Below are 19,458 nucleotides of genomic sequence, written 5' to 3' on the forward strand. Positions count from 1 at the left end.
GGGTCTGGGGCCCCTCGGCCCGCGCGGTTCCCCGGCCGGCACCCCGGCGCGGCTATGCTCCCGGCCGTGATCAGGGTGCTGCGGGACTTCTCGACCGGTGTGGGCTTGTTCGGCCAGGGGTTCTCGCTGGTGTTCCGGTCCCCGAAGCTGCTGCTCGTCGGCGCGGTGCCGGCGCTGATCACCACGGCGCTGCTGGTCGGCGGCCTGGTGGGGCTCGCGGTGTGGATCGACGAGATCGCCCGCTGGATCACCCCGTTCGCCGACGACTGGTCACCGACCGCGCGGTCGGTGACCCGGTTCGCCGCCGGGTTCGGCGTCATCGGCGCGTTCGTCGCGGTCGGGCTGCTGCTGTTCACCGCCATCACGCTGATCATCGGCGGCCCGTTCTACGAGCACATCGCGGAGACCGTCGAGGACGAGCACCTGGGCGGCGTGCCCGAGGCGGAGCGCGTGTCGTGGCTGCGGTCGGCCGCGGTGGGCGCGCGGGACGCGGTGCTGCTGGTCGGGCTCGCCGTGCTGTGCGCGATCCCGCTGTTCGCGGCCGGGTTCATCCCGGTGGTCGGGCAGACCGTGGTCCCGGTGGTCGCGGTGTGCGTGAACGCCTCGCTGCTGGGCATCGAGCTGACCGCCATCCCGTTCACCCGCCGCGGCCTGGACCTGAAGGTGCGCAGGCGGGTGCTGCGCGGCAGGCGGGCGGTCACGCTCGGCTTCGCCGTGCCCGCCTACCTGCTGTGCCTGGTCCCGCTGGCCGCGCTGGTGGTGCTGCCGGCGGCGATGGCGGGCGGCACCGTGCTGGCCCACCGCCTGCTGCACGACCCTCAGTCGAACGGCACCCAGGCCCGCTGAGCCAGGTCGGCGAGCGCGCCGACCCGCACGCCCGCCGCGGACACCGTCCACAGCTCGTCGCCGACGACCAGCGCCCGCCGCGGGCCCGGGTCGTAGCCGGCGCCGTCGTGCCGGACCGTGCCCAGCTCGGTGAACCCGGTGGCGCCGAGCCGCAGCACCAGCGCACCGGAGGAACCGCCGGCCCGGTCTGGGGTCACGACCGGCACCACCACCAGGTCCTGCCAGAACAAGAAGGCGTGCGGGTCGAACTCGACCTCGGAGCCGGCCCCCGGCAGGTGGTAACCGGCGACCTTGGTGGGCGCGGCCGGGTTCGACACGTCGAACAGCGAGACCTGCGTGCCGGTGACCCGCCCCTGCCCGGTGGCCTCCTGGCCGACGCCGATGAGCCGCCCGTCGCCCGCCGGGTGCAGGTACGCCGAGTAGCCGGTGACCTTCAGCTCGCCGACGGCGCGCGGCGCGGTCGGGTCGGACAGGTCGAGGGTGTAGAGCGGGTCGGTCTGCCGGAACGTCACCACGTAGCCCACCGGGCCCGCGAACCGGACGCCGTGGATGCGCTCGCCCACGCCCAGGCCGTCGAGCCCGCCCACCCGCACCAGCCGGGTGCCGTCGCGCCGGAGCACGGTCACCACGCCCTGCGTGGCGGGCGCGTCCTCCGGGGCGCCGGCCGCGTCGGCGGTCGTGGTGGCCACCCGCAGGTGGCCGTCGTGCTCGGACAGCGCGTACTGGTTGAGCAGCGCCCCGGGCACCTCGCCGGACGCCACGTGCGCGGGCGGGCCGGGCCGGGAGACGTCGAACTGGTGGATCGCGGTGGTCGGCTGCCCGGCGCGGGGCGCGCGGGTCCGCGGCAGCAGCCGGTGGTCGTCGGCGACGTAGAGGGAGGTGCCGGTGCCGTAGACGGTGTCGCCGTCGGCCAGGATCGTGACCGCGTCGCCGGTGCCCAGCTCGCCCGGGAAGTCGAAGGTGAGCACCGACAGCATGGACGTGGCCGGGCGACCCACCGGGTGGCTGATCCGGTCGCAGGCCACCAGCGGGCCCTCGGTGCGGGCGCCGTCGGCGCCGGTCAGCTCGTAGCGCGGCAGCCACTCCCCGATCGGCGCGCGGGCCACCAGCTCCCGGTTCTCGGCCAGCGCCCGCGCCGGTCCCCCGTCCTCCTGCGGGTACGCCCAGGGCAGCCGGGGCGCGGAGTGCACGACCACGCGCACCACGTCGCCGACCTGCCGGGCGTCGACGAACCGGCCGGTGACGGTCAGCGTGCCGAGCACGCGGGGTTCGCCGGCGAGGTCGACCAGGGTGATCGACGAGCCCTGCCCGGACGGCGCGTCGGGGCGGGAGTCGGCCACGGCCCCGGAGCCCACCACGAGCGCCCGGTCGCCGTGCAGCAGCAGCTGGGAGGCTTGGCCCTCGGGCACGTCGAGGGTGGCGGTGAGCCGCCCGCCGGCCGCGTCGAGCACGCGCAGCCTGCCGTCGACCACCGTGACGACCCGCCGGCCGTCGGTCTTGACCAGGTCCGGCTCGTCCACGCCCGCCTCGTGCGCGTTGGTGCGCGAGTGCTCGGCCCCGTCCTCCTCGCGGGCGGGGGCGCCCGGCGGCACGGCGCCGGCGCGGCTGTCGGCCTGCACCCGCCCGTCGGCCTTGGCGGCGAAGCCCCAGCCGCCCAGGCCGTAGGGGCCGACGTACGGCCCGACCGCGCGGCGCAGGTCGGCCAGCGCCGCGTCGCACGTGTCGAACGCCACCAGGTCGACCGGCACCGCCGCCGGCGGCGGCAGGTCCGGCCCGGCCTGCTCCGCGGCGGGCCCGGCGGAGGCCGCGCTCACCCCCACCACCAGGGCGGCACCGCCGAGCAGCGCCGCCCGCGCACCCCACGACCTTCGCGTCATGCCGACAGGACGTGACGGGGTGGCGGAACGGTTGCGCGCCGGCGCCCGGGCCGCGCGGCCCGGGCGCGGCCGACGTGGTTGAGTAGGTCGCGACCGCCTCCGGCCGGGGGCGGCGCGAACACGCAGGGAGAACGACAATGGCACCGAGCAAGCCCGTGGTCGAGCCGTACGAGGGCCCGGCGCCCGCCGACCTGGTGATCGAGGACATCACCGTCGGCGACGGCCCCGAGGCGGCGCCCGGTCAGCTCGTGCACGTGCACTACGTCGGCGTGGCGCACTCGACCGGTGAGCAGTTCGACGCCTCCTGGGACCGCGGCGAGCAGTTCACCTTCCCGCTGGGGGCGGGTCGGGTCATCACCGGGTGGGACCGCGGCGTGCAGGGCATGAAGGTGGGCGGCCGGCGCAAGCTCGTCATCCCGGCCCACCTGGGCTACGGCGACCGCGGCGCGGGCGGCGTGATCAAGCCCGGCGAGACGCTGATCTTCGTGGTGGACCTGCTCGGGGTGAACTAGGTCACCGGCCCGGTTGCGCCGTCCGGAGCATTTGCGCCGGATGCGGAACCGGGCCGTTCACCGGTGCGTCATCCTGGCAGGAAACGACCTAGGGGGAAGTCGCCGTGCCCGAGGACATCGGCGCGTCCGAGCGGATGCTCGGCCAGTGGCAGCAGAGCATCGAGCAGAAGGCCCAGCGCTACCAGGCGATGGCCGGCCGCGTGCAGGGCATGTCCATCACGGAGTCCTCGCGCGACGGCTCGGTGCGGCTCACCATCGGGTCGAACGGCATCCTGACGAACCTGGAGATCGCCGAGTCCGCGCGGGACAAGCGGATGGCCGAGGTGTCGGCCGAGGTGATGCGGACGCTGCAACGCGCGCAGTCGCGCATCCCGGAGCTGTTGCAGCAGGTGATGGCCGAGACCATCGGCACCGGCGACGAGACGGCCAACGTGCTGCTCCAGGAGGCCAGGCGCAACTTCCCGGACCCGCCCGCCGACGACGCGCCGCCGCCCCCGGTCCACCGCGAGCTGCGGTTCGGCATCGAGGACGAGGAGGCGCCGCCGCCGCGCAGGCCCGGTCCCCCGTTCGCGGCGCCACCGGGCACGCCACCGTCCGCGCCGCGCCGGCCGAGGCACGCGCAGGACGACGACGACTTCGGCAGCGATTCCTACCTCTCGTGACCGGTTCCCAAGGGGGATGACATGGCGGGCTTCGAGATCGTCGCGGAGACGCTGGAGGCGCACGGCAAGCGGCTGGCCGACCTCGGCGGCCGCCTCCAGGGGGCGGTGGACGCGGCGCGGACGGTCAGCATGCCGACCGACGCGTACGGGATCATCTGCCAGCCGTTCCGGATGATGCTCGACCCGGTCGAGCAGTGGGGGATGGACGCGCTGCAGGGCGCGGTGGAGGCCATGGAGGCGGCCGAGAAGGCCGTCAAGAACACCGTGGACCAGTACCGCGAGATGGAGGACGCCGTCCGGGACAGCTTCAAGTCCGGCGACTGACGGGCGGTGCCGGTCCGGGCCTGCCCTGGTGTGGCCCCGGTGTGGCCCCGCTCCGGCCCTGCCCGCCCCGCCCCGCCCCGCCCCGCGCTTTGCCCGCCGCTTTGCCCCTGCGCCCGCTCCGCCCCGCCCCGCCCCGCGCTTTGCCCGCCGCTTTGCCCCTGCGCCCGCTCCGCCCCGCCCCGCCCCGCGCTTTGCCCGCCGCTTTGCCCCTGCGCCCGCTCCGCCCCCCCCGCGTCCTCTTCGGACGGCGGCCCGCCTCGCGGTCCGGCGCCCACCGGACGCGGCCACCCGGCGGATCCTCGCCCGACCGGCCCACGGGCGCGTGTCGCGGCCGTTAAGATCGGTGCGCCGCGTCAGGGGGGAGCCGAGAGGGTGTTCTTCGCATGAGCCAGCCAGCCACACCGCTGTCCGAAGAGGAGCAGACCCGGCTCGTCAAGCAGATCGGCCGCGCCATGCTCCCCGCCCTGCCGCAGGGCTGGCACCGGGTGCGCGCCGAGTACCGCGCGGCCGGGCGGCACATCGAGGTGGACCTGGCGTTCACCGGCCCGGACGGCCAGTGGCGGCCCGTGCGCCCGCCGATGGAGGTGGTGCAGCTGTTCGGCCGGCTGCGCGCCGGCATGCACCAGCCGGACCGGGGCACGTGGCTGAGCGCGGTCTACGAGATCGAGGCGCCGGCGGCGTTCTCGGTCGACTTCAACGCCGACGACGAGCCGCGCTGGCGCAACGCGCCGCCGGTGATCGGCTTCCAGGACGAGCTGCGCACCTTCCCCCGGCACGACGAGCGCATCCCGGACTGGCTGCGGCAGCGGGTCGGCCTGCCGCCGCTGCCCCGGCCGTCCGCGCCGGGCGAGCTGCGCACCGCGCACGTCTACGACGGCCGCGACGAGGCCGGGCGCCCGGTGGTGAACCGGCAGGCGATCGACCCGCAGCTCGGCGAGGCGCTGCTGACCTACCTGGAGGCCGCGCCCGTGGTGCTGGCCGCGCGGAACCTCGACGTGGACGAGTTCGTCGGCGGGCAGGACGTGCCGCTGAACTTCCGCACCGACGGCACCTGGATCTGGGCCGGCGCGGTGCCGCACTACCTGCGCAAGCACGGCCTCCCGCCGGAGCCGGCGCTGGTCGAGCACATCGTCTCGCGCGGGTTCCGGCTGGGCGAGGTGGACGAGGCGACCCGCGACCGCGCGGTCGCGCTGATCACCGGCGGCGCCTGACCAGCACCACCAGCGCGGCCAGGCCCGCCCACACGTAGGCGTTGCCGACGACCTGCTGCCACCAGCTCCAGCCCAGCTCCAGGTCCTTCTCGCGGGGGAACCACCACATGGGCCCGAGCAGGAACAGCAGCGCGAGCAGCCCGGCCCACGGTTTCGCGCGGTGCGCGAGGTAGACCAGGCCGGGCACCACCCACACCCAGTGGTGCGACCAGGACACCGGCGAGACCAGCAGCCCGCCCACGGCGACGGCGAGCAGCGCGGCGACCCGGTCGTCGCCGGCGCGCGCCACGGCCAGCCACACCAGCACCACCACGCCCAGGCTGAGCAGGCCCCACACCGCGGTCTCGGCGAACCCGGTCAGGCCGAGCCGGTGCACCACGCCGCGCAGCGACTGGTTGCCCGCGTAGGCGAGGCCGCCGACGCGGGCCGGGTCGAGCAGCGCCTCCAGCCAGTACTGCCGGGTGTCGGTGGGCGCGACCGCGAGGCCGACCAGGCCGAAGCCGGTGAACGAGGCGATCGCGGTGACCACGGGCCCGACCTGCCGCCGGGCCAGGAAGAACAGCACGAAGATCGCGGGCGTCAGCTTGACGGCGGCGGCGAAGCCGATGAGCAGGCCGCGCGGCCACCTCGTCCTCGGCAACAGGCAGTCGAGCGCGACCAGGCCCATGAGGACCAGGTTGATCTGGCCGAAGTCCAGGGTCTCCCGGACCGGTTCGAGCAGCAGCGACGCCGCGGCCGCGCCGAGCCCGACCAGCACGGCCCGCTGACCGGCGCCGTGGACCTCGCGGGCGGTGGCCAGGCACACCGCGGTGAGCAGCGCCAGCCCCAGGCCGGTCCACACCAGCACGGCCGCCGTCCACGGCACCACCGCCAGCGCGCTGAACAGGAACGCGGCCACGGGCGGGTAGGTGAACGGGAGCGCGGGGCCCTCCAGCGGCTTGGGGAAGCCCTCGGCGTACAGGCGCACGCCCTCCAGCCACGCCCGCCCGCCGACGCGGTAGACCCGCAGGTCGATCAGGCCGAAGTCGCGCGCGGCGCGGAACAGCACCACGACGAGCGCGGCGACCATCACCGCGATCCACACGCCCACGACCCGCTTGTCCGTGCGAACGGGTACCGCCACCTGAACACCCCCGATGTCCTCGTCCGCGGCATCGTAGCCGGCGGGGAGGTGAGTTCCAGGTCACCGTGGTCCACCTCGGTTTTTCACGTAGAGTTGCAAGTTGTGTGCGGAGCGTTCACGGACTCGTACATTCGAGTTATCTGTGCGCACACAAGCGCACGTGCGGGATACCCTGTGCGCATGAATCTCGCTCTGGAGTCGGCCTTGGCGAAGGCGGGTCTGCAGGTCACCCCCGACGACTTCCTCTCCCTCGTCGTCGACGCGGCCAGGCGGCTCGCACCCCCGCACCCCGACCCGGCGAGCTACTTCCCGCCCGACCAGCGCGACGCGCTGGCGGACGTCGGCCTCGACCTGAGCCCGCACCGCGTCGCCGACGACCAGGCGCGCGCGCGGACCGTGGTCGTGCACGCCGTGCTGCGGGACTCGGCGCTGACCGTGGCCGAGGCGGCCCGCCAGCTCGGCGTGGACACCAGCCGCGTCCGGCACCGGCTCGGCGTGGGCCGGCTGGTCGGCTGGAAGGACCGGGGCAGCTGGCGGCTGCCCGCGTGGCAGTTCGCGGGCGCGGGCGTGCTGCCCGGCCTGGAGGTCGTGCTGGCCGCCGTGCCCGAGGACCAGCCGCCGCTGGTGGTGGCGGGGTTCATGACCGGCGAGCAGGAGGACCTGCAGGTCGACGGCTACCCCACCACGCCGCGCGCGTGGCTGCTGGCGGGCGGTGACCCGCGCCGGGTGGCGGCGCTGGCCGCGCAGCTGGGCACGCCCGCGTGACCCTCGCCCCCGAGACCACTGGACGCTGATGTCACGGCTCCCCCAGCCGCCCTCCCCGGCTGTGCTCCAGGCGAGCCTGCGGCGCACCGAGGACGTGGTGGCGGTGCACCGCGCCACGCGCCTGGTGCGCGTCTTCGCCGCCAAGGGCCTGCACCCGCAGCGCTGGAACAGCTTCCGCTACACCGGCCCGCTGCCGCACGCGCGCTTCGACACCCAGCCGCCCTCCCCGGACGGCTCGCTCACCCACGCCCACGACCAGGGGGTGCTGTACTTCGGCCTGTCCGTGCGCACGTCCGTGGCCGAGGTGTTCCAGGCGACCTCGGTGGTGGACCGGCGCACGCGCAGCCCGTTCCTGGTGGTGCTGCGCCCCCGGCGCACCCTGCGGCTGCTCGACCTGGCGGGCCTGTGGCCGACGCGGGTCGGCGCCTCGCAGGAGATCAGCTCCGGGCCCAAGCACCTGACCCAGCAGTGGGCGCGGGCGATCCGGGCGGCGCACCCCGAGCTGGACGGGCTGTGGTACCGGTCGTCGATGGACTCCGGCGCGCCCGCGGTGTGCCTGTGGGACCCGCCGGGCGGCACCGGCCTGCCCGCCTCGCCGGACGTGCTGCTGCCGCTGGAGCACCCCGGGCTCGACCTGCCCCTGGCACGGGTGTGCGACGAGCTGAACTACACCCTGCTGGGGTGAGGGGTCACAGCACGCGGCGCGCCTGGCGCCGGCGGGGCACCGGCAGGAACCGGCCGTAGCGGACCTCCGGCAGCCGCTGCTCGCCCCGGTGCACCTGCCCGTCGTGCCGCCAGCCGTGGGCCTCGCAGAACGCCCGGCCGCGCGCGTGGTCCTGGAGCGCCCACAGCACCGCGTACCGGAACCCCTGGTCCAGCAGGTGCCGCAGGCCGGCCTCGTGCACCACGTGACCCGCGCCCGTGCCGTGGTAGCAGGGGTCGGCGTAGATGGCCACGAGCTGGCCGGTGTGCAGGTCGGGGTGGGCGTCGGTGGTGGCGCGCACCTCGTCGACCGCGCAGTAGGCGCCGATCCGGTCGGTGCCCGGCTCGACCGCCACGAACACCCGGCTGGGTTCGGGCAGCCGCAGGACCCGGGCCCACGCCGGCAGCCTGCTCTCCGGCAGCATCCGGTCGAGCACCGGATCGGCCACGACCCCCCGGTACGAGTGCCGCCAGGCGGCCACGTTGATCCGGGCGATCTCGGGCGCGTCGTCGGGCCGGGCGGCCCGCACGGTCCACTGCATCCGCCAGAGCCTGCCGCAACCGCACCGCCGTCCGCCAGGGTTCGGCTCAACCGCGCCTGGGTGGACCGGGGCAGAGGTAGCCCGAGTACCAGGTCCCCTTGGCCCGGAACCGGGTGGCGCGGAACCGGGTCGGGTCCAGGTCGTGGAAGCGGGTGCGGACCACGTCGTCGAACAGCCGCTCCGAGATCACCAGCACCAGGTCGGTCGACGCGGCGGCCAGCTCCCGCCGGGCGGCCCCGGCGTCGAGGAGCCGGCAGGTGACGATGGGGGCGTCCCCGACCAGGCCGAACCTGCCCGCGGTGAGGGTGCCGCAGTGCATGGCGACCCTCATGCGCAGCGGGGTGCCCGCGCGGCGCAGGTCGGCGAGGTTGGCGGCCAGCCGCTCGGTGAGGTGGGCGACCACCCAGGCGGTGTCGGCGTCGGCCGGGAGCACGGCCAGCTCACCGTCCCCGCGGACCTGCCGGTACCAGTGGGAGCGGTCCAGCCCGGCGTCGTGGGCGGCGAGGTCGAGCACCTCGCCGAGCCTCGACTGCACCAGGGACTGGTCCAGTGCGTCGAGCTTGCTGTATCCCTCGACGTCCACGGCCACCACGAGGCGGTAGACCAGGCCGTCGAGCGGGGGCATGGTGTCCAGCTTCACGCGGTTGAGCATCCCGCCGCGGGGGCCGGGGAAACAGGGCGATCACCGGGTTTCCCGTCGCCGGCTCGATTCGCCGACGCGGGGGTGGGGTGTGAGGACCGGTCCGGGTGGGTCGCGGAGGACGGGCGCGGTCGCGGATCGTCGGCGCACGTGCAGGCGCAAGTGTGAAGTGCGAGGGCGGCGCGGGGGTGTGGGTGCGAGATACCGGAGTGCGGGGCGGAACGTGAGTGCCGGGTACTGGAGTAGCAGCAGGTCGTGGCGGTCGCCCTCCGTCAGGAGGCCATCCCGCGCAGCACGGCCCGGTCCACCACCGTGATCGCCCGGTACCCCATGCTGATCACCCCGCGATCCCGCAGCGCCCGCAGCTCGCGCCGCGCGGTGTCCTCCTCCACCCCCACCAGCGACCCCAGCTCCCCCTGCGTCAACCCGAGCCGCAGGCTGACCCCGCCGGGACCGGGGTTCCCGTAGGCGTCCGCGAGGTGGTCCAGCACCCGGGCCAGCCGCACCGACGCCGAGTACCCGTTGAAGTCGACCCGCCGCTGCTGGTTCCACCGCAGCGTGTTCACGATCATCCGGGTCAGGGCGCGGTCGGCCTCGGGGAACTCGGCCAGGTAGTCCCGGAACCGCTGCGCCGGCACCACCCGCGCCCTGGTGTCCACGCACGCGGTGACCGTCGCCGAGCGCGGTTCCCCGCTCAGGAACGCCATCTCGCCGACCAGGTCGCCGCCGACCTTGATGTTCAGCAGCGCGACCCGCCCGTTGTCCAGCGCCTGGGTCACCTTCACCAGCGCCTGCAGCAGCAGGACGACGTGCTCGGAGTCCTCGGACTCGCGCATCATCACCTCACCGCGCCGGAACGCCCTGGGCGCACCGAGCCCGAGCAGCGCGGTGCGGCCGGCGGGTGAGAGCGTGTCCAGGTAGGTGCCTGCGGGCCAGCCCGATGGGATCGCCATCCTCGACTCCCTCCGCGAGGAACCCAGTGTGCCGCTCGCGGAGGTGCCGGTCGGGGTTTTCGGCGCAGGATCAGGCCAAGTGGCGTGCCCACCACGAGAGCACGTGGTCGAACCGCTGCGCCCGGTGGCGCGGCTTGCCGGTCCGGGTCAGCTCGTGGCCCTCGCCCGGGAAGACCAGCATCTCGGCCTCCACCCCGTTGCGCCGCAGGGCCACGAACAGGCGCTGCGCCTGCTCCAGCGGGCACCGCCAGTCGTGCTCGGAGTGCGCCACCATGAACGGCATGGAGATCTTCTCGGCGTAGGTCAGCGGGCTCATGGCGCGGTGCGCCTCCGGGTCGGGCCCGCAGTACGCCTCGGTGAAGAACCAGCCGATGTCGGAGGACCCGGAGAACGAGTCCCACGCGTTGACCGCGCGCTCGCTCCACGCCGCGCGGAACCGCTCGCCGTGGTGCGCGGCCAGCCAGGTGGTCATGAAGCCGCCGTAGGAGCCGCCCATCACGCCGACGCGCTCGGCGTCGAGGTCGGGCCGCGCCAGCGCGACGTCGAGCACCGCGAGGACGTCGTCCACGTCGACCGTGCCGAAACGCCCGATGACGGCCTGGCCGTGCGCCTGGCCGTAGCCGGCGGAGCCGCGCGGGTTGGGCAGCACGACCGCGTAGCCGGCCGCCGCGTAGACCTGGGCCTCGTCGAAGAAGCCCCAGCCGTGGTACATGAACGGGCCGCCGTGCACGGCCAGCACCACCGGGTGCGGGCCCTCGCCCTCGGGCAGCACGAGCCAGCCGTGCACCGGGTAGCCGTCGGCGGACTCGCCGGTCAGCTCGACCGCGGGGCGCAGCGGCACGGCGGAGCCGAAGTCGGTCAGCGGGCCGCTGCCCACCAGCACGACCTCGCCGGTGTTGTCCGGGGTGGTCACCACGGCGACGACCACGTCGCCGTCGGCGGCGAAGGACTTGACCTCGGCGCGCTCGCCGGCCAGCAGCTCCAGGTCGACCAGGCGGGCGCCGTCGGCGTCGAGCGGCACGCGGCGCAGCTCGACCGCGCCCCGGTTGCGGACCGCGACGAGCACGCCGGAGGCGGTCGGCACGGGCGCGCCCGCGCCCTTCTCGCAGTCCACGGTCTCGGTGTCGGTCAGGCGCACCAGGTCGGTGCCGTCGAACCGCCACAGGCCGTGGTTGCGGGCGACGGCGTGCACGCCGGTGGCCTCGGTGCCGAAGAACACCACGCCGCCGTCGGGCAGGGCGACCGGGCAGAACGCCGAGCCGGCCGAGCGGACCAGCAGGGTCGGCTCGCCGCCGGCGGCGGGCACCCGGTACAGGTCGCTGTGCAGGGTCTCGACCCGGCCGAGGTCGCGGTCGGCCACGAACACCAGGTGCTCGCCGTCGGCGGTCCAGGTCGGGTCGGCCGCGCTGAACGAGCCGTCGGTCAGCTGCACCGGCGAGGCGGCGGGGTCCAGCGCGTCGACGGTGAACAGCCGCGCGTGCCGGTCGCCGGTGAAGCCGACGTCGTCGACCCGGTAGTCGAGCCGGGTGATGTGGCGCGGCGCCTCGGCGTCCGGCTTCGGCGCCTCGTCCTCGCCCGCCAGGGGCTCGCCGTAGCGGCCGGCCTCGGGCACCCGCGAGGTGAACGCGAGCCGCCGCGAGTCCGGCGCCCACACCGGCACGCCGGCGCCCAGCCGCAGGTCGGTGAGCTTGCGCGCCTCGCCGCCGTCGGCGGGCATGACGTGCACCTGCGGCGGCTTGCCGCGCTCGGCGACGCGCAGGAACGCGACCCAGCGCCCGTCCGGGGAGATCCGGGGGGCCAGGTCGCGCTCCGCCCACGTCCAGCGCCGCGCCCCGCCGCCGTCCAGCGGCACGCGGTGCAGCCCGCCGCGGTAGGCGTTCGCGGTGACGTCCGGGGTGGTCGTGTTGACCAGGACGAGGTCGCCGCGCACCGCGAGGGAGCCGGGCACGGTCAGCTGCTGCAAGTCATCGGGGCGCACGTCCCAGGACGTTACCCCAACGATCCTTAGCAAGGCTCACGAGCTTTTGACGCTCACAGATGGTGACCCGACCGGCTCACTTGACCGGGTCGGCCTCGGGCGCGCCCACGTGCTTGGCGGCCTCGGGGTGCCGCTTGACCTTGATCAGGCTCGCCACCGTGGTGATGAGCAGCACGCCGACGATCACCGACAGCGACAGCCCGATGCCCACGGTCGGCACGTGCAGCGGCTCGCCGCCGTTGAGGAACGGCAGGGAGTTGGTGTGCAGGGCCTCCAGGATCAGCTTCACGCCGATGAAGCCGAGGATCACCGACAGGCCGATCGACAGGTAGACCAGCTTGTTGAGCAGGCCGCCGAGCAGGAAGTACAGCTGCCGCAGGCCCATCAGGGCGAAGGCGTTGGCGCTGAAGACCAGGAACGGCTCCTTGGTCAGGCCGAAGATCGCCGGGATCGAGTCGAGGGCGAACAGCAGGTCGGTGGTGCCGATGGCGACGATGACGATGAACATCGGCGTGACGAACCGCTTGCCGTCGATCTTCACGAACGACTTGCCGTCGTGGTACCGGTCGGCCACCGGGTAGATCCTGCGGACGATCCTGGTCGCCGCGTTCTCCTTGTACTCCTCCTCCTCGTCGTCGTGGTTGGTGAACGCCAGCTTGTAGCCGGTGTAGATGAGGAACGCGCCGAACAGGTAGAACACCCAGCTGAACTGCGCGATCACCGCCGCGCCGACGGCGATGAAGATGCCGCGCATGACCAGCGCCATCAGGATGCCGATCAGCAGCACCTTGTGCTGGTGGATCGCGGGCACCTTGAAGGTGGTCATGATGATCAGGAAGATGAACAGGTTGTCCACGCTGAGCGAGTACTCGGTGATGTAGCCGGCGAAGAACTCGCCCGCCGGCGTGCCACCGGCCCAGAACCAGATGCCCAGGCCGAACGCGACCGCGACCGCGATGTAGAAGGCGACCCACCGACCGGCTTCGCCGATGGTCACCTCGTGCGGTTTGCGGTCGACGATGAAGAGGTCGATCGCCAGCAGGACCAGCAGTCCTGCGATCGTGGCGAGCCACAGCCACACGGGAACAGACATCGGGCAACCCTCCGGTGCACAGCGCGCACGCCAATGACCGGAGGTCTCCTCCGCCGGCAGTGCCGACCGGTGGCACCGGGAACCCCGCGCCGGGCTCCGTGCTGACGACACCACCGTGTAGGGAGTACTCCCCTCCACCTGCGAATAGTTTCACGCATGGGCACCGGTTCGCGCCACCCGGGGTGATCGGCGGCACCCGACTGTCGCATGTTATAAGACCGATTGGTCCGTTTTGTCCCCCGGTTGCTGAGAGTGGCGGGCCGCCGCTGACGGCCCGTTCTCAGCCGAACACGCATAAGGTCAACTCCGTGGCCCCCCTCAACCGCCTCCGCGGCAGGTGGTCGCTCCCCGCGCTGGTCCTGGTCGTCGCCCTGGTGGGCGCCACCGTGGTCTGGACGCGCCAGGGAGACGACCCGCCCCCGGTGAGCACCCGCGACGCGGTGATCGACGTGCCGGAAAGCCCGGGCAGCGCCGAGACCGTGCAGATCGACACCACCCTCTACCTGCCCGAACGCACCCCCGCGCCCGCCGTCCTGCTGCCGCACGGCTTCGGCGGCAGCAAGGCCAACGTCGCCGCCCAGGCGACCGAGCTGGCGCAGCGGGGGTTCGTCGTGCTCGCCTGGTCGGCGCGCGGTTTCGGCCGCAGCACCGGCAGCATCGCGCTGAACTCGCTGGACCACGAGGTCCGCGACGCGCAGAAGCTGCTGGACTGGCTGGCCACCCGCGAGGAGGTGGTGCGCGACGGCGGCGGCGACCCCCGGGTCGGCGTCACCGGCGGCTCGTACGGCGGCGCGCTCGCGCTGTCCCTGGCGGGCGTGGACCAGCGCGTGGACACCATCGCGCCGGTCATCACCTACAACGACCTGGCCCAGGCGCTGCTGCCGAACTCGGCGCGAGCCGACGACGTGGACGCCTCGACCGCGGCGCCCGGCGCGTTCGGCGAGGACGGCGTGTTCAAGCGCTCGTGGGCGGGCATCTTCTTCTCCGCGGGCCTGTCCGGCGCCGACGCGACCAACCCCGGCCAGGAGGCCAGCGAGCCCGGTCAGGAGGACGACGACCAGGGCCTGGGCAACGCCGCCGCGACGGCCGCCCAGCCGCCCGCCGGGTCCCCGGTCGACGCGCCGCCCACCGGTCCGGTCAACGGGGCGTGCGGCCGCTTCCAGGCCGACGTGTGCGCCGCCTACACCGAGGTCGCCACGACCGGCAAGGCCGGCCCGCGGACGTTGGAGGTGCTGCGCCGCGCGTCGCCGTCCTCGGTGACCGGCAACATCACCCAGCCCACCCTGATCGTGCAGGGCGAGCAGGACACCCTGTTCGGCCTCGACCAGGCCGACGCCAACGCCCGCCAGATCGCCGCCAACGGCGCGAAGGTCAAGGTGATCTGGTACTCCGGCGGCCACGACGGCGGCTCACCGGGCCCCGAGCTGCGCGGCCGCATCGCCGACTGGCTGGACCACCACCTGCGCGGCGAGGGCGCCGACCCCGGCACCGGCTTCGAGTACACCGTGGTCGGCGCGTTCCGCAGCAGCGGTTCCCCGTCGCTGCGCGACGTCGTCGCCCCCTCCTACCCGGGCCTGGCCGGCGCCGAACCGGTGCGGCGGGTCGACGTGCCGCTGACCGGGCGCGAGCAGGTCGTGGTGAACCCGGCGGGCGGCAACCCGGCCGCCGTGTCGAGCCTGCCCGGCCTCGGGTCGGTGGTGTCGCGCTCCAGCGCGCTGTCCTCCCGGCTCTCGCTCGACCTGCCCGGCCAGTCCGCGACGTTCCTCAGCGCGCCGCAGACCGCGCAGACGCTGGTCACCGGCGCCTCCACGGTGCGGCTGCGGGTCGCCGCGGTGCCCGGCCAGCCCGTGCCCGCCGACGGCGCGGTGCTGTTCGTCAAGCTCTACGACGCCGACGCGAACGGCGTGCGGGTGCTGCCCGGCTCGGCGGTCGCGCCGGTGCGCGTGGCGAACCTGCCCGCCGACGGCACGCCGGTCGACGTGACCGTGACGCTGCCCGGCGCGGTGCGGCCGGTGGAGGCCGACCACCGGTTCCAGCTGGTGGTGTCGACCACCGACCAGGCGTACGCCAACGCCACCGAGCCCGCCGCCTACCGGGTGTCGCTGGCCTCGTCCGCGCTGTCGGTGCCGGTGGTGCCGGGCGTGAACGCGACCAGCGACGTGCCGACCGGCGCGCTGTGGGGCATCGGGATCGTGCTGATCGCCTGCCTGATCGCCGCCGTGGTCGCCTGGTTCCGGCGGCGGCTGAGCGCCGACGTCGACCCGGGGCTGACCGGCGTGCCGCTGGTGATCGAGGGCCTGACCAAGTCCTACCCCGGCGGCCTGACCGCGGTGAAGGACCTGTCGTTCCGCGTGGAGCACGGCCAGGTGCTGGGCCTGCTCGGGCCGAACGGCGCGGGCAAGACCACGACGCTGCGCATGCTGATGGGCCTGATCCGGCCCAGCGAGGGCGGCATCCGGGTGTTCGGGCACAAGGTGCACCCCGGCGCGCCCGTGCTGTCCCGGATCGGCTCGTTCGTCGAGGGCTCGGGCTTCCTGCCGCACCTGTCCGGCGCCGCCAACCTGCGGCTGTACTGGGAGGCCACCGGCAGGCCCGCGGAGCAGGCGCACGTCGAGGAGGCGCTGGAGATCGCCGGCCTCGGCAACGCCGTGCACCGGCGCGTGCGGACCTACAGCCAGGGCATGCGCCAGCGGCTGGCCATCGCCCAGGCCATGCTCGGCCTGCCGGACCTGCTGGTGCTCGACGAGCCGACCAACGGCCTCGACCCGCCCCAGATCCACCAGATGCGCGAGGTGCTGCGCCGCTACGCCGCGGCGGGGCGCACCGTGCTGGTGTCCTCCCACCTGCTCGCCGAGGTCGAGCAGACGTGCACCCACGTCGTGGTGATGCACAAGGGGACGCTGGTCGCGGCCGGTCCGGTCGAGGAGATCGCGACGGGCGGCGGCGAGGCGAGCTTCCGGGTCGACCGGCCCGAGGAGGCGGCCTCCGTGCTGCGCGGCCTGGCCGGCGTGCACGACGTCCACGTGGACGGCGAGCAGGTCCACGCGAGCCTCAACGGCACGCCGCGGGCGTCGGCGCTGCAGGCCCTGGTGGCCGCGGGCGTGGCCGTGGACCAGGCCGGGCCCCGGCGGCGGTTGGAAGACGCGTTCCTGGAGTTGGTGGGCGAATGAGCACGCGAAACGGCACCCCGAACGGGGTGCACACCGACCCGGGTGCCATCGCGGACCTGACCTCCGCGGCGGCGGCCGAGCCGTCGTCGGTGGCGCCGGACGGGTCCAAGGTCGGCTACCGGGCCGGGCGGACGCTGCGCATCCGGGTCGAGCTGGCGCGGCAGCTGCGGCGCAGGCGGACGCAGCTGGTGCTGGGTTTCCTGGTGCTGCTGCCGTTCATCCTGGTGGTGGCGTTCGAGATCGGCCAGTCGCAGCCCAACCGGCGGACGGGCGGTTTCGTCGACCTGGCCACGGCCAGCGGCGTGAACTTCGTGATCCTGACGCTGTTCGTGTCGGGCAGCTTCCTGCTGCCGATGATCGTGGCGCTGTTCTTCGGCGACACCATCGCGTCCGAGGCGTCGTGGTCGTCGCTGAAGTACCTGCTGGCGGCGCCGGTGCCGAGGCACCGGTTGCTGCGGCAGAAGGCGCTGGCCTCGGGGCTGCTGTCGCTGTTCGCGCTGGTGCTGCTGCCCGCGGTGGCGCTCGGCGTCGGCGTGGCGTGGTACGGGGCCGGGGAGGCGGTGTCGCCCACGGGTGAGGCCGCGTCGTTCGGCGCCGGGGTCTACGGGGTGGCGCTGGCGGTCGTGTACATCTCGATCCACCTGTTCTGGGTGGCGGGGTTGGCGCTGTACCTGTCGGTGTCCACGGACGCGCCGCTGGGCGCGGTGGGCGGTGCGGTGCTGGCGTCGATCCTGTCGCAGATCCTGGACCAGATCACGGCGTTGGAGGACCTGCGGAACTACCTGCCGACGCACTACGCGCTGGCCTGGGTGGACCTGCTGTCGACCGACATCGACTGGTCGCAGATGGCGAAGGGGACGTTCTCGGCGTTGGCGTTCGGCGCGTTCTTCACGCTGATGGCGGCGCGGAAGTTCGCCCGCAAGGACATCACGAGCTGAGCGGGTGGGATCGGGCGGACCGCGGGTCGGGTTGCGGTCCGGACTCCGGTCCGGATCTTGAGAGGGGCGCCGGGTTCTCCACCTGGCGCCCCTCCGCGTTCACGGCACCCCGGCCCGCGTTCGCGGCACCCGGCTTCCGGTCACGGCCTCCTGGACTTGGGCAACTTCGCCACCACCGCGTCGTAGGAGGCGTCGAGCAGTTCACGCACCTCGTCGTCCGGCACGCTCCCCTTGAGGTCGACCCGATTCCACCCGTAGCGCCCGACGTACGGCGCGACCACCACGTCGTCCGGGTACCGCTCCCGCCACTCGGCGGCGGCCTCGGCGTTGGCGCCGCACTTGACCGAGATCGCGTGGTCGGTCAACCCGATGAAGGCGAACACCTTGTCCCCGACCTTGGCCACCAGGTCCTCCTCGCCCCAGGGATAGGTCTCCTGCGCGCCGGGCTTGGCCAGGCAGTGGGCGATCACCTCGTCGAGCGTCATGGCCGTCACCTTATTGGGGCATCAGCGCTGCTGGTGGTCGAACAGCGAGTCCCGAACGGCGACCAACGCCTCCGGCCCCACCGGCAGTTCGCGGGCGGCCTCGGCGCGGGCGCCGTCGAGGAAGATCGCGATGTTGCGGCGCCACGCGTCCGGCGCGGTGGCACGGGTGGCGCGGACGAACTGCCCCGTGCACCACAGGGCGACGAACAGGTCGCCCGCGGTGAAGTCGGCGCGCAACGAGCCGTGCCGCTTGGCCTCGTCGACAAGTCGGGCGCCCTCGGCCAGCGCTTCGTCGCAGACGCGGGTCAGCTCGGTGGCGTCCGGGAAACGGCGGGACACCAGGTCGTTGAGCACCGGCTCCTCGGCCTGGAGCGCGGCCATGCCCTCGACGTAGGCGACGAAGCGGCGCCAGGGGTCGGCCGCCCCCCTGACCCGGCTCAGCAGGTGGGCGAGGCGCACCGAAGCCAGCTCGGGCACGACGGCGTCGATAAGTGCTTCACGGCTGCCGAAGCGGTTGTAGAGCGTGCCGGTGCTGACCCCGGCGCGGCTGGCGATGTCCTCCAGCGGGGCGGTGAGGCCGCGTTCGCGGAACACCTCGATCGCGGCGGCCTTCAGCTTCTCAACGTTGCGCTGCGCGTCCCGCCGCAGGCGCGGCGTGCCGCCGGTGGGGCTCATGGGTGCATTCTGACAGCCGGAAGTTGACGCAGCCCTCAACTTGTGCGCTACGGTTGAAGACAAGTTGAGGCCAGCATCAACTTAGAGAGGCGGGCCATCTTGCCCAACACGATCGCACTCTTCGGCGCAGGCCCGGGCCTGGGCGCGGCGGTGGCCAGGCGCTTCGGCCGCGAGGGCTACCGGGTGGCCCTGGTAGCCCGCCGCCGCGAACCCCTGGACGCCCTGCGAAGCGCACTGACCGCCGCAGGCGTGGAAGCCGAGACCTTCCCCGCCGACCTGACCAACCCGACCAACGCCCCCGCCCTGGTCGACAAGATCCGCAAACGCTTCAACCGCGTAGACGCGCTCTACTACGCCCCCGCCCCGTCCGAGGGCTTCACCCCCGCGGCCGACCTGGACGCCGGGGCGCTGCGCGACTTGATCGACTTGTACCTGCTCACCCCGGTCGAACTGGTGCGCGCCGTGCTGCCCGACATGCTCGCCCGAGGCAACGGCGCCATCCTCCTCGGCCAGGGCGCCTCAGCCCTGCACGGCCTGCCGGGCATGAGCGGCCTGGGCCCCGCCATGGCGGCCGCGCGCAACTACGTGCACTCGCTGCACGGCGAGGTGGCCGGGCGGGGCGTGTACGCGGGCGCGATCACGGTGACCGCGATGATCCGCGGCAGCGCCGGGCACCAGCGCCTGCTCAGCGGCGAATTCACCCTGCCCGAGGGGGTGAAGCTGCCCGCGGGCGCGGAACTGCCGGTGGTCGACCCCGACGAGCTGGCCGAGGTGTGCTGGGAACTGGTCACCCGGCGGGACCGGGTGGAGGCGATCCACCCCGCCCTGCCGGAGGGCTGGGGCACACCGGGGGCCTAGACACACCAGGGGCCAGGACACGCTGGTCCCGAGGCATGTCGCGGGCTGCGGCCACTGTCAGCCGGGGCTGCCCGTCGGCCGGGGCTGCCCGCACTATCCGGGCC

At 74.1% G+C, this 19,458-nt stretch carries 19 protein-coding genes; 10 read left to right on the forward strand and 9 right to left on the reverse strand.

The window, feature by feature from the left end; translation table 11 throughout:
- Positions 1-66 precede the first annotated feature (66 nt).
- Positions 67-846: an EI24 domain-containing protein gene (locus EKG83_RS37765; protein WP_322746618.1), complete on the forward strand. Its 780-nt coding sequence runs from the start codon at positions 67-69 to the stop codon at positions 844-846.
- Here the strand turns inward: EKG83_RS37765 and EKG83_RS37770 are convergent.
- Positions 819-2,723: a beta-propeller domain-containing protein gene (locus tag EKG83_RS37770; protein ID WP_051766930.1), complete on the reverse strand. Its 1,905-nt coding sequence runs from the start codon at positions 2,721-2,723 to the stop codon at positions 819-821. The genes EKG83_RS37765 and EKG83_RS37770 overlap by 28 nt on opposite strands.
- 137 nt (positions 2,724-2,860) lie before the next feature.
- Here EKG83_RS37770 and EKG83_RS37775 point away from each other — a divergent pair, with 137 nt between their 5' ends.
- The 4 genes from EKG83_RS37775 (at position 2,861) to EKG83_RS37790 (ending at position 5,432) form a co-directional block, all read left to right on the forward strand.
- Entirely contained in the window at positions 2,861-3,235 is a 375-nt protein-coding gene (locus tag EKG83_RS37775) for an FKBP-type peptidyl-prolyl cis-trans isomerase (protein ID WP_033435304.1), read from the forward strand.
- 104 nt (positions 3,236-3,339) lie between these two features.
- Entirely contained in the window at positions 3,340-3,897 is a 558-nt protein-coding gene (locus tag EKG83_RS37780) for a YbaB/EbfC family nucleoid-associated protein (RefSeq protein WP_033435305.1), read from the forward strand.
- Positions 3,898-3,918: 21 nt separating this feature from the next.
- Positions 3,919-4,221, forward strand: coding sequence for a type VII secretion target (locus EKG83_RS37785; protein WP_033435306.1), 303 nt, complete (start codon positions 3,919-3,921; stop codon positions 4,219-4,221).
- A gap of 383 nt (positions 4,222-4,604) precedes the next feature.
- Positions 4,605-5,432 (forward strand): hypothetical protein, encoded by an 828-nt coding sequence (locus tag EKG83_RS37790; RefSeq protein ID WP_033430556.1) that lies wholly within the window; start codon positions 4,605-4,607, stop codon positions 5,430-5,432.
- On the opposite strand, the gene EKG83_RS37795 is transcribed toward EKG83_RS37790, so the two are convergent.
- Positions 5,416-6,555, reverse strand: coding sequence for a glycosyltransferase 87 family protein (locus EKG83_RS37795; RefSeq protein WP_051765518.1), 1,140 nt, complete (start codon positions 6,553-6,555; stop codon positions 5,416-5,418). The genes EKG83_RS37790 and EKG83_RS37795 overlap by 17 nt on opposite strands.
- A gap of 180 nt (positions 6,556-6,735) precedes the next feature.
- Between EKG83_RS37795 and EKG83_RS37800 the strand changes: the two genes are divergently transcribed.
- Positions 6,736-7,320 carry a hypothetical protein gene (locus EKG83_RS37800; protein ID WP_033430557.1) on the forward strand — a complete coding sequence of 195 codons (585 nt, stop codon included), beginning with the start codon at positions 6,736-6,738 and terminating at the stop codon, positions 7,318-7,320.
- Between the two features lie 28 nt (positions 7,321-7,348).
- Positions 7,349-8,005, forward strand: coding sequence for an RES family NAD+ phosphorylase (locus EKG83_RS37805; protein WP_033430558.1), 657 nt, complete (start codon positions 7,349-7,351; stop codon positions 8,003-8,005).
- Positions 8,006-8,009: 4 nt separating this feature from the next.
- Here EKG83_RS37805 and EKG83_RS37810 read toward each other — a convergent pair whose 3' ends face one another.
- The 5 genes from EKG83_RS37810 to EKG83_RS37830 form a co-directional block, all read right to left on the reverse strand.
- Positions 8,010-8,564: a GNAT family N-acetyltransferase gene (locus EKG83_RS37810; protein ID WP_033430559.1), complete on the reverse strand. Its 555-nt coding sequence runs from the start codon at positions 8,562-8,564 to the stop codon at positions 8,010-8,012.
- Positions 8,565-8,610: 46 nt separating this feature from the next.
- Positions 8,611-9,204 (reverse strand): nucleotidyl cyclase domain-containing protein, encoded by a 594-nt coding sequence (locus EKG83_RS37815; protein ID WP_228122362.1) that lies wholly within the window; start codon positions 9,202-9,204, stop codon positions 8,611-8,613.
- 272 nt (positions 9,205-9,476) lie between these two features.
- A complete protein-coding gene (locus tag EKG83_RS37820; protein ID WP_033430560.1) occupies positions 9,477-10,157 on the reverse strand; it encodes a Crp/Fnr family transcriptional regulator in 681 nt (226 codons plus the stop codon).
- Between the two features lie 70 nt (positions 10,158-10,227).
- Entirely contained in the window at positions 10,228-12,135 is a 1,908-nt protein-coding gene (locus tag EKG83_RS37825) for a S9 family peptidase (RefSeq protein ID WP_033430561.1), read from the reverse strand.
- A gap of 76 nt (positions 12,136-12,211) precedes the next feature.
- The gene (locus tag EKG83_RS37830) at positions 12,212-13,228 is read right to left on the reverse strand and encodes a TerC family protein (protein ID WP_033430562.1); all 1,017 of its coding nucleotides are present in this window, start codon (positions 13,226-13,228) and stop codon (positions 12,212-12,214) included.
- Between the two features lie 308 nt (positions 13,229-13,536).
- Here EKG83_RS37830 and EKG83_RS37835 point away from each other — a divergent pair, with 308 nt between their 5' ends.
- Positions 13,537-16,398: an alpha/beta fold hydrolase gene (locus tag EKG83_RS37835; RefSeq protein ID WP_033430563.1), complete on the forward strand. Its 2,862-nt coding sequence runs from the start codon at positions 13,537-13,539 to the stop codon at positions 16,396-16,398.
- Positions 16,395-17,336, forward strand: coding sequence for an ABC transporter permease (locus EKG83_RS37840; protein ID WP_033430564.1), 942 nt, complete (start codon positions 16,395-16,397; stop codon positions 17,334-17,336). Before EKG83_RS37835 ends, EKG83_RS37840 begins: the two co-directional genes overlap by 4 nt.
- A gap of 140 nt (positions 17,337-17,476) precedes the next feature.
- On the opposite strand, the gene EKG83_RS37845 is transcribed toward EKG83_RS37840, so the two are convergent.
- Together EKG83_RS37845 and EKG83_RS37850 are read right to left on the reverse strand one after the other, a co-directional pair.
- Positions 17,477-17,821 (reverse strand): MmcQ/YjbR family DNA-binding protein, encoded by a 345-nt coding sequence (locus tag EKG83_RS37845; RefSeq protein WP_033430565.1) that lies wholly within the window; start codon positions 17,819-17,821, stop codon positions 17,477-17,479.
- Between the two features lie 21 nt (positions 17,822-17,842).
- Positions 17,843-18,496, reverse strand: coding sequence for a TetR/AcrR family transcriptional regulator (locus tag EKG83_RS37850; protein WP_033430566.1), 654 nt, complete (start codon positions 18,494-18,496; stop codon positions 17,843-17,845).
- A gap of 99 nt (positions 18,497-18,595) precedes the next feature.
- Between EKG83_RS37850 and EKG83_RS37855 the strand changes: the two genes are divergently transcribed.
- On the forward strand, positions 18,596-19,354 hold the full coding sequence (locus tag EKG83_RS37855; protein WP_033430567.1) for an SDR family NAD(P)-dependent oxidoreductase: 759 nt from the start codon (positions 18,596-18,598) through the stop codon (positions 19,352-19,354).
- The last annotated feature ends 104 nt before the right edge of the window (positions 19,355-19,458 follow it).

The sequence above is a fragment of the Saccharothrix syringae genome (assembly GCF_009498035.1).
GTDB lineage: Bacteria > Actinomycetota > Actinomycetes > Mycobacteriales > Pseudonocardiaceae > Actinosynnema > Actinosynnema syringae.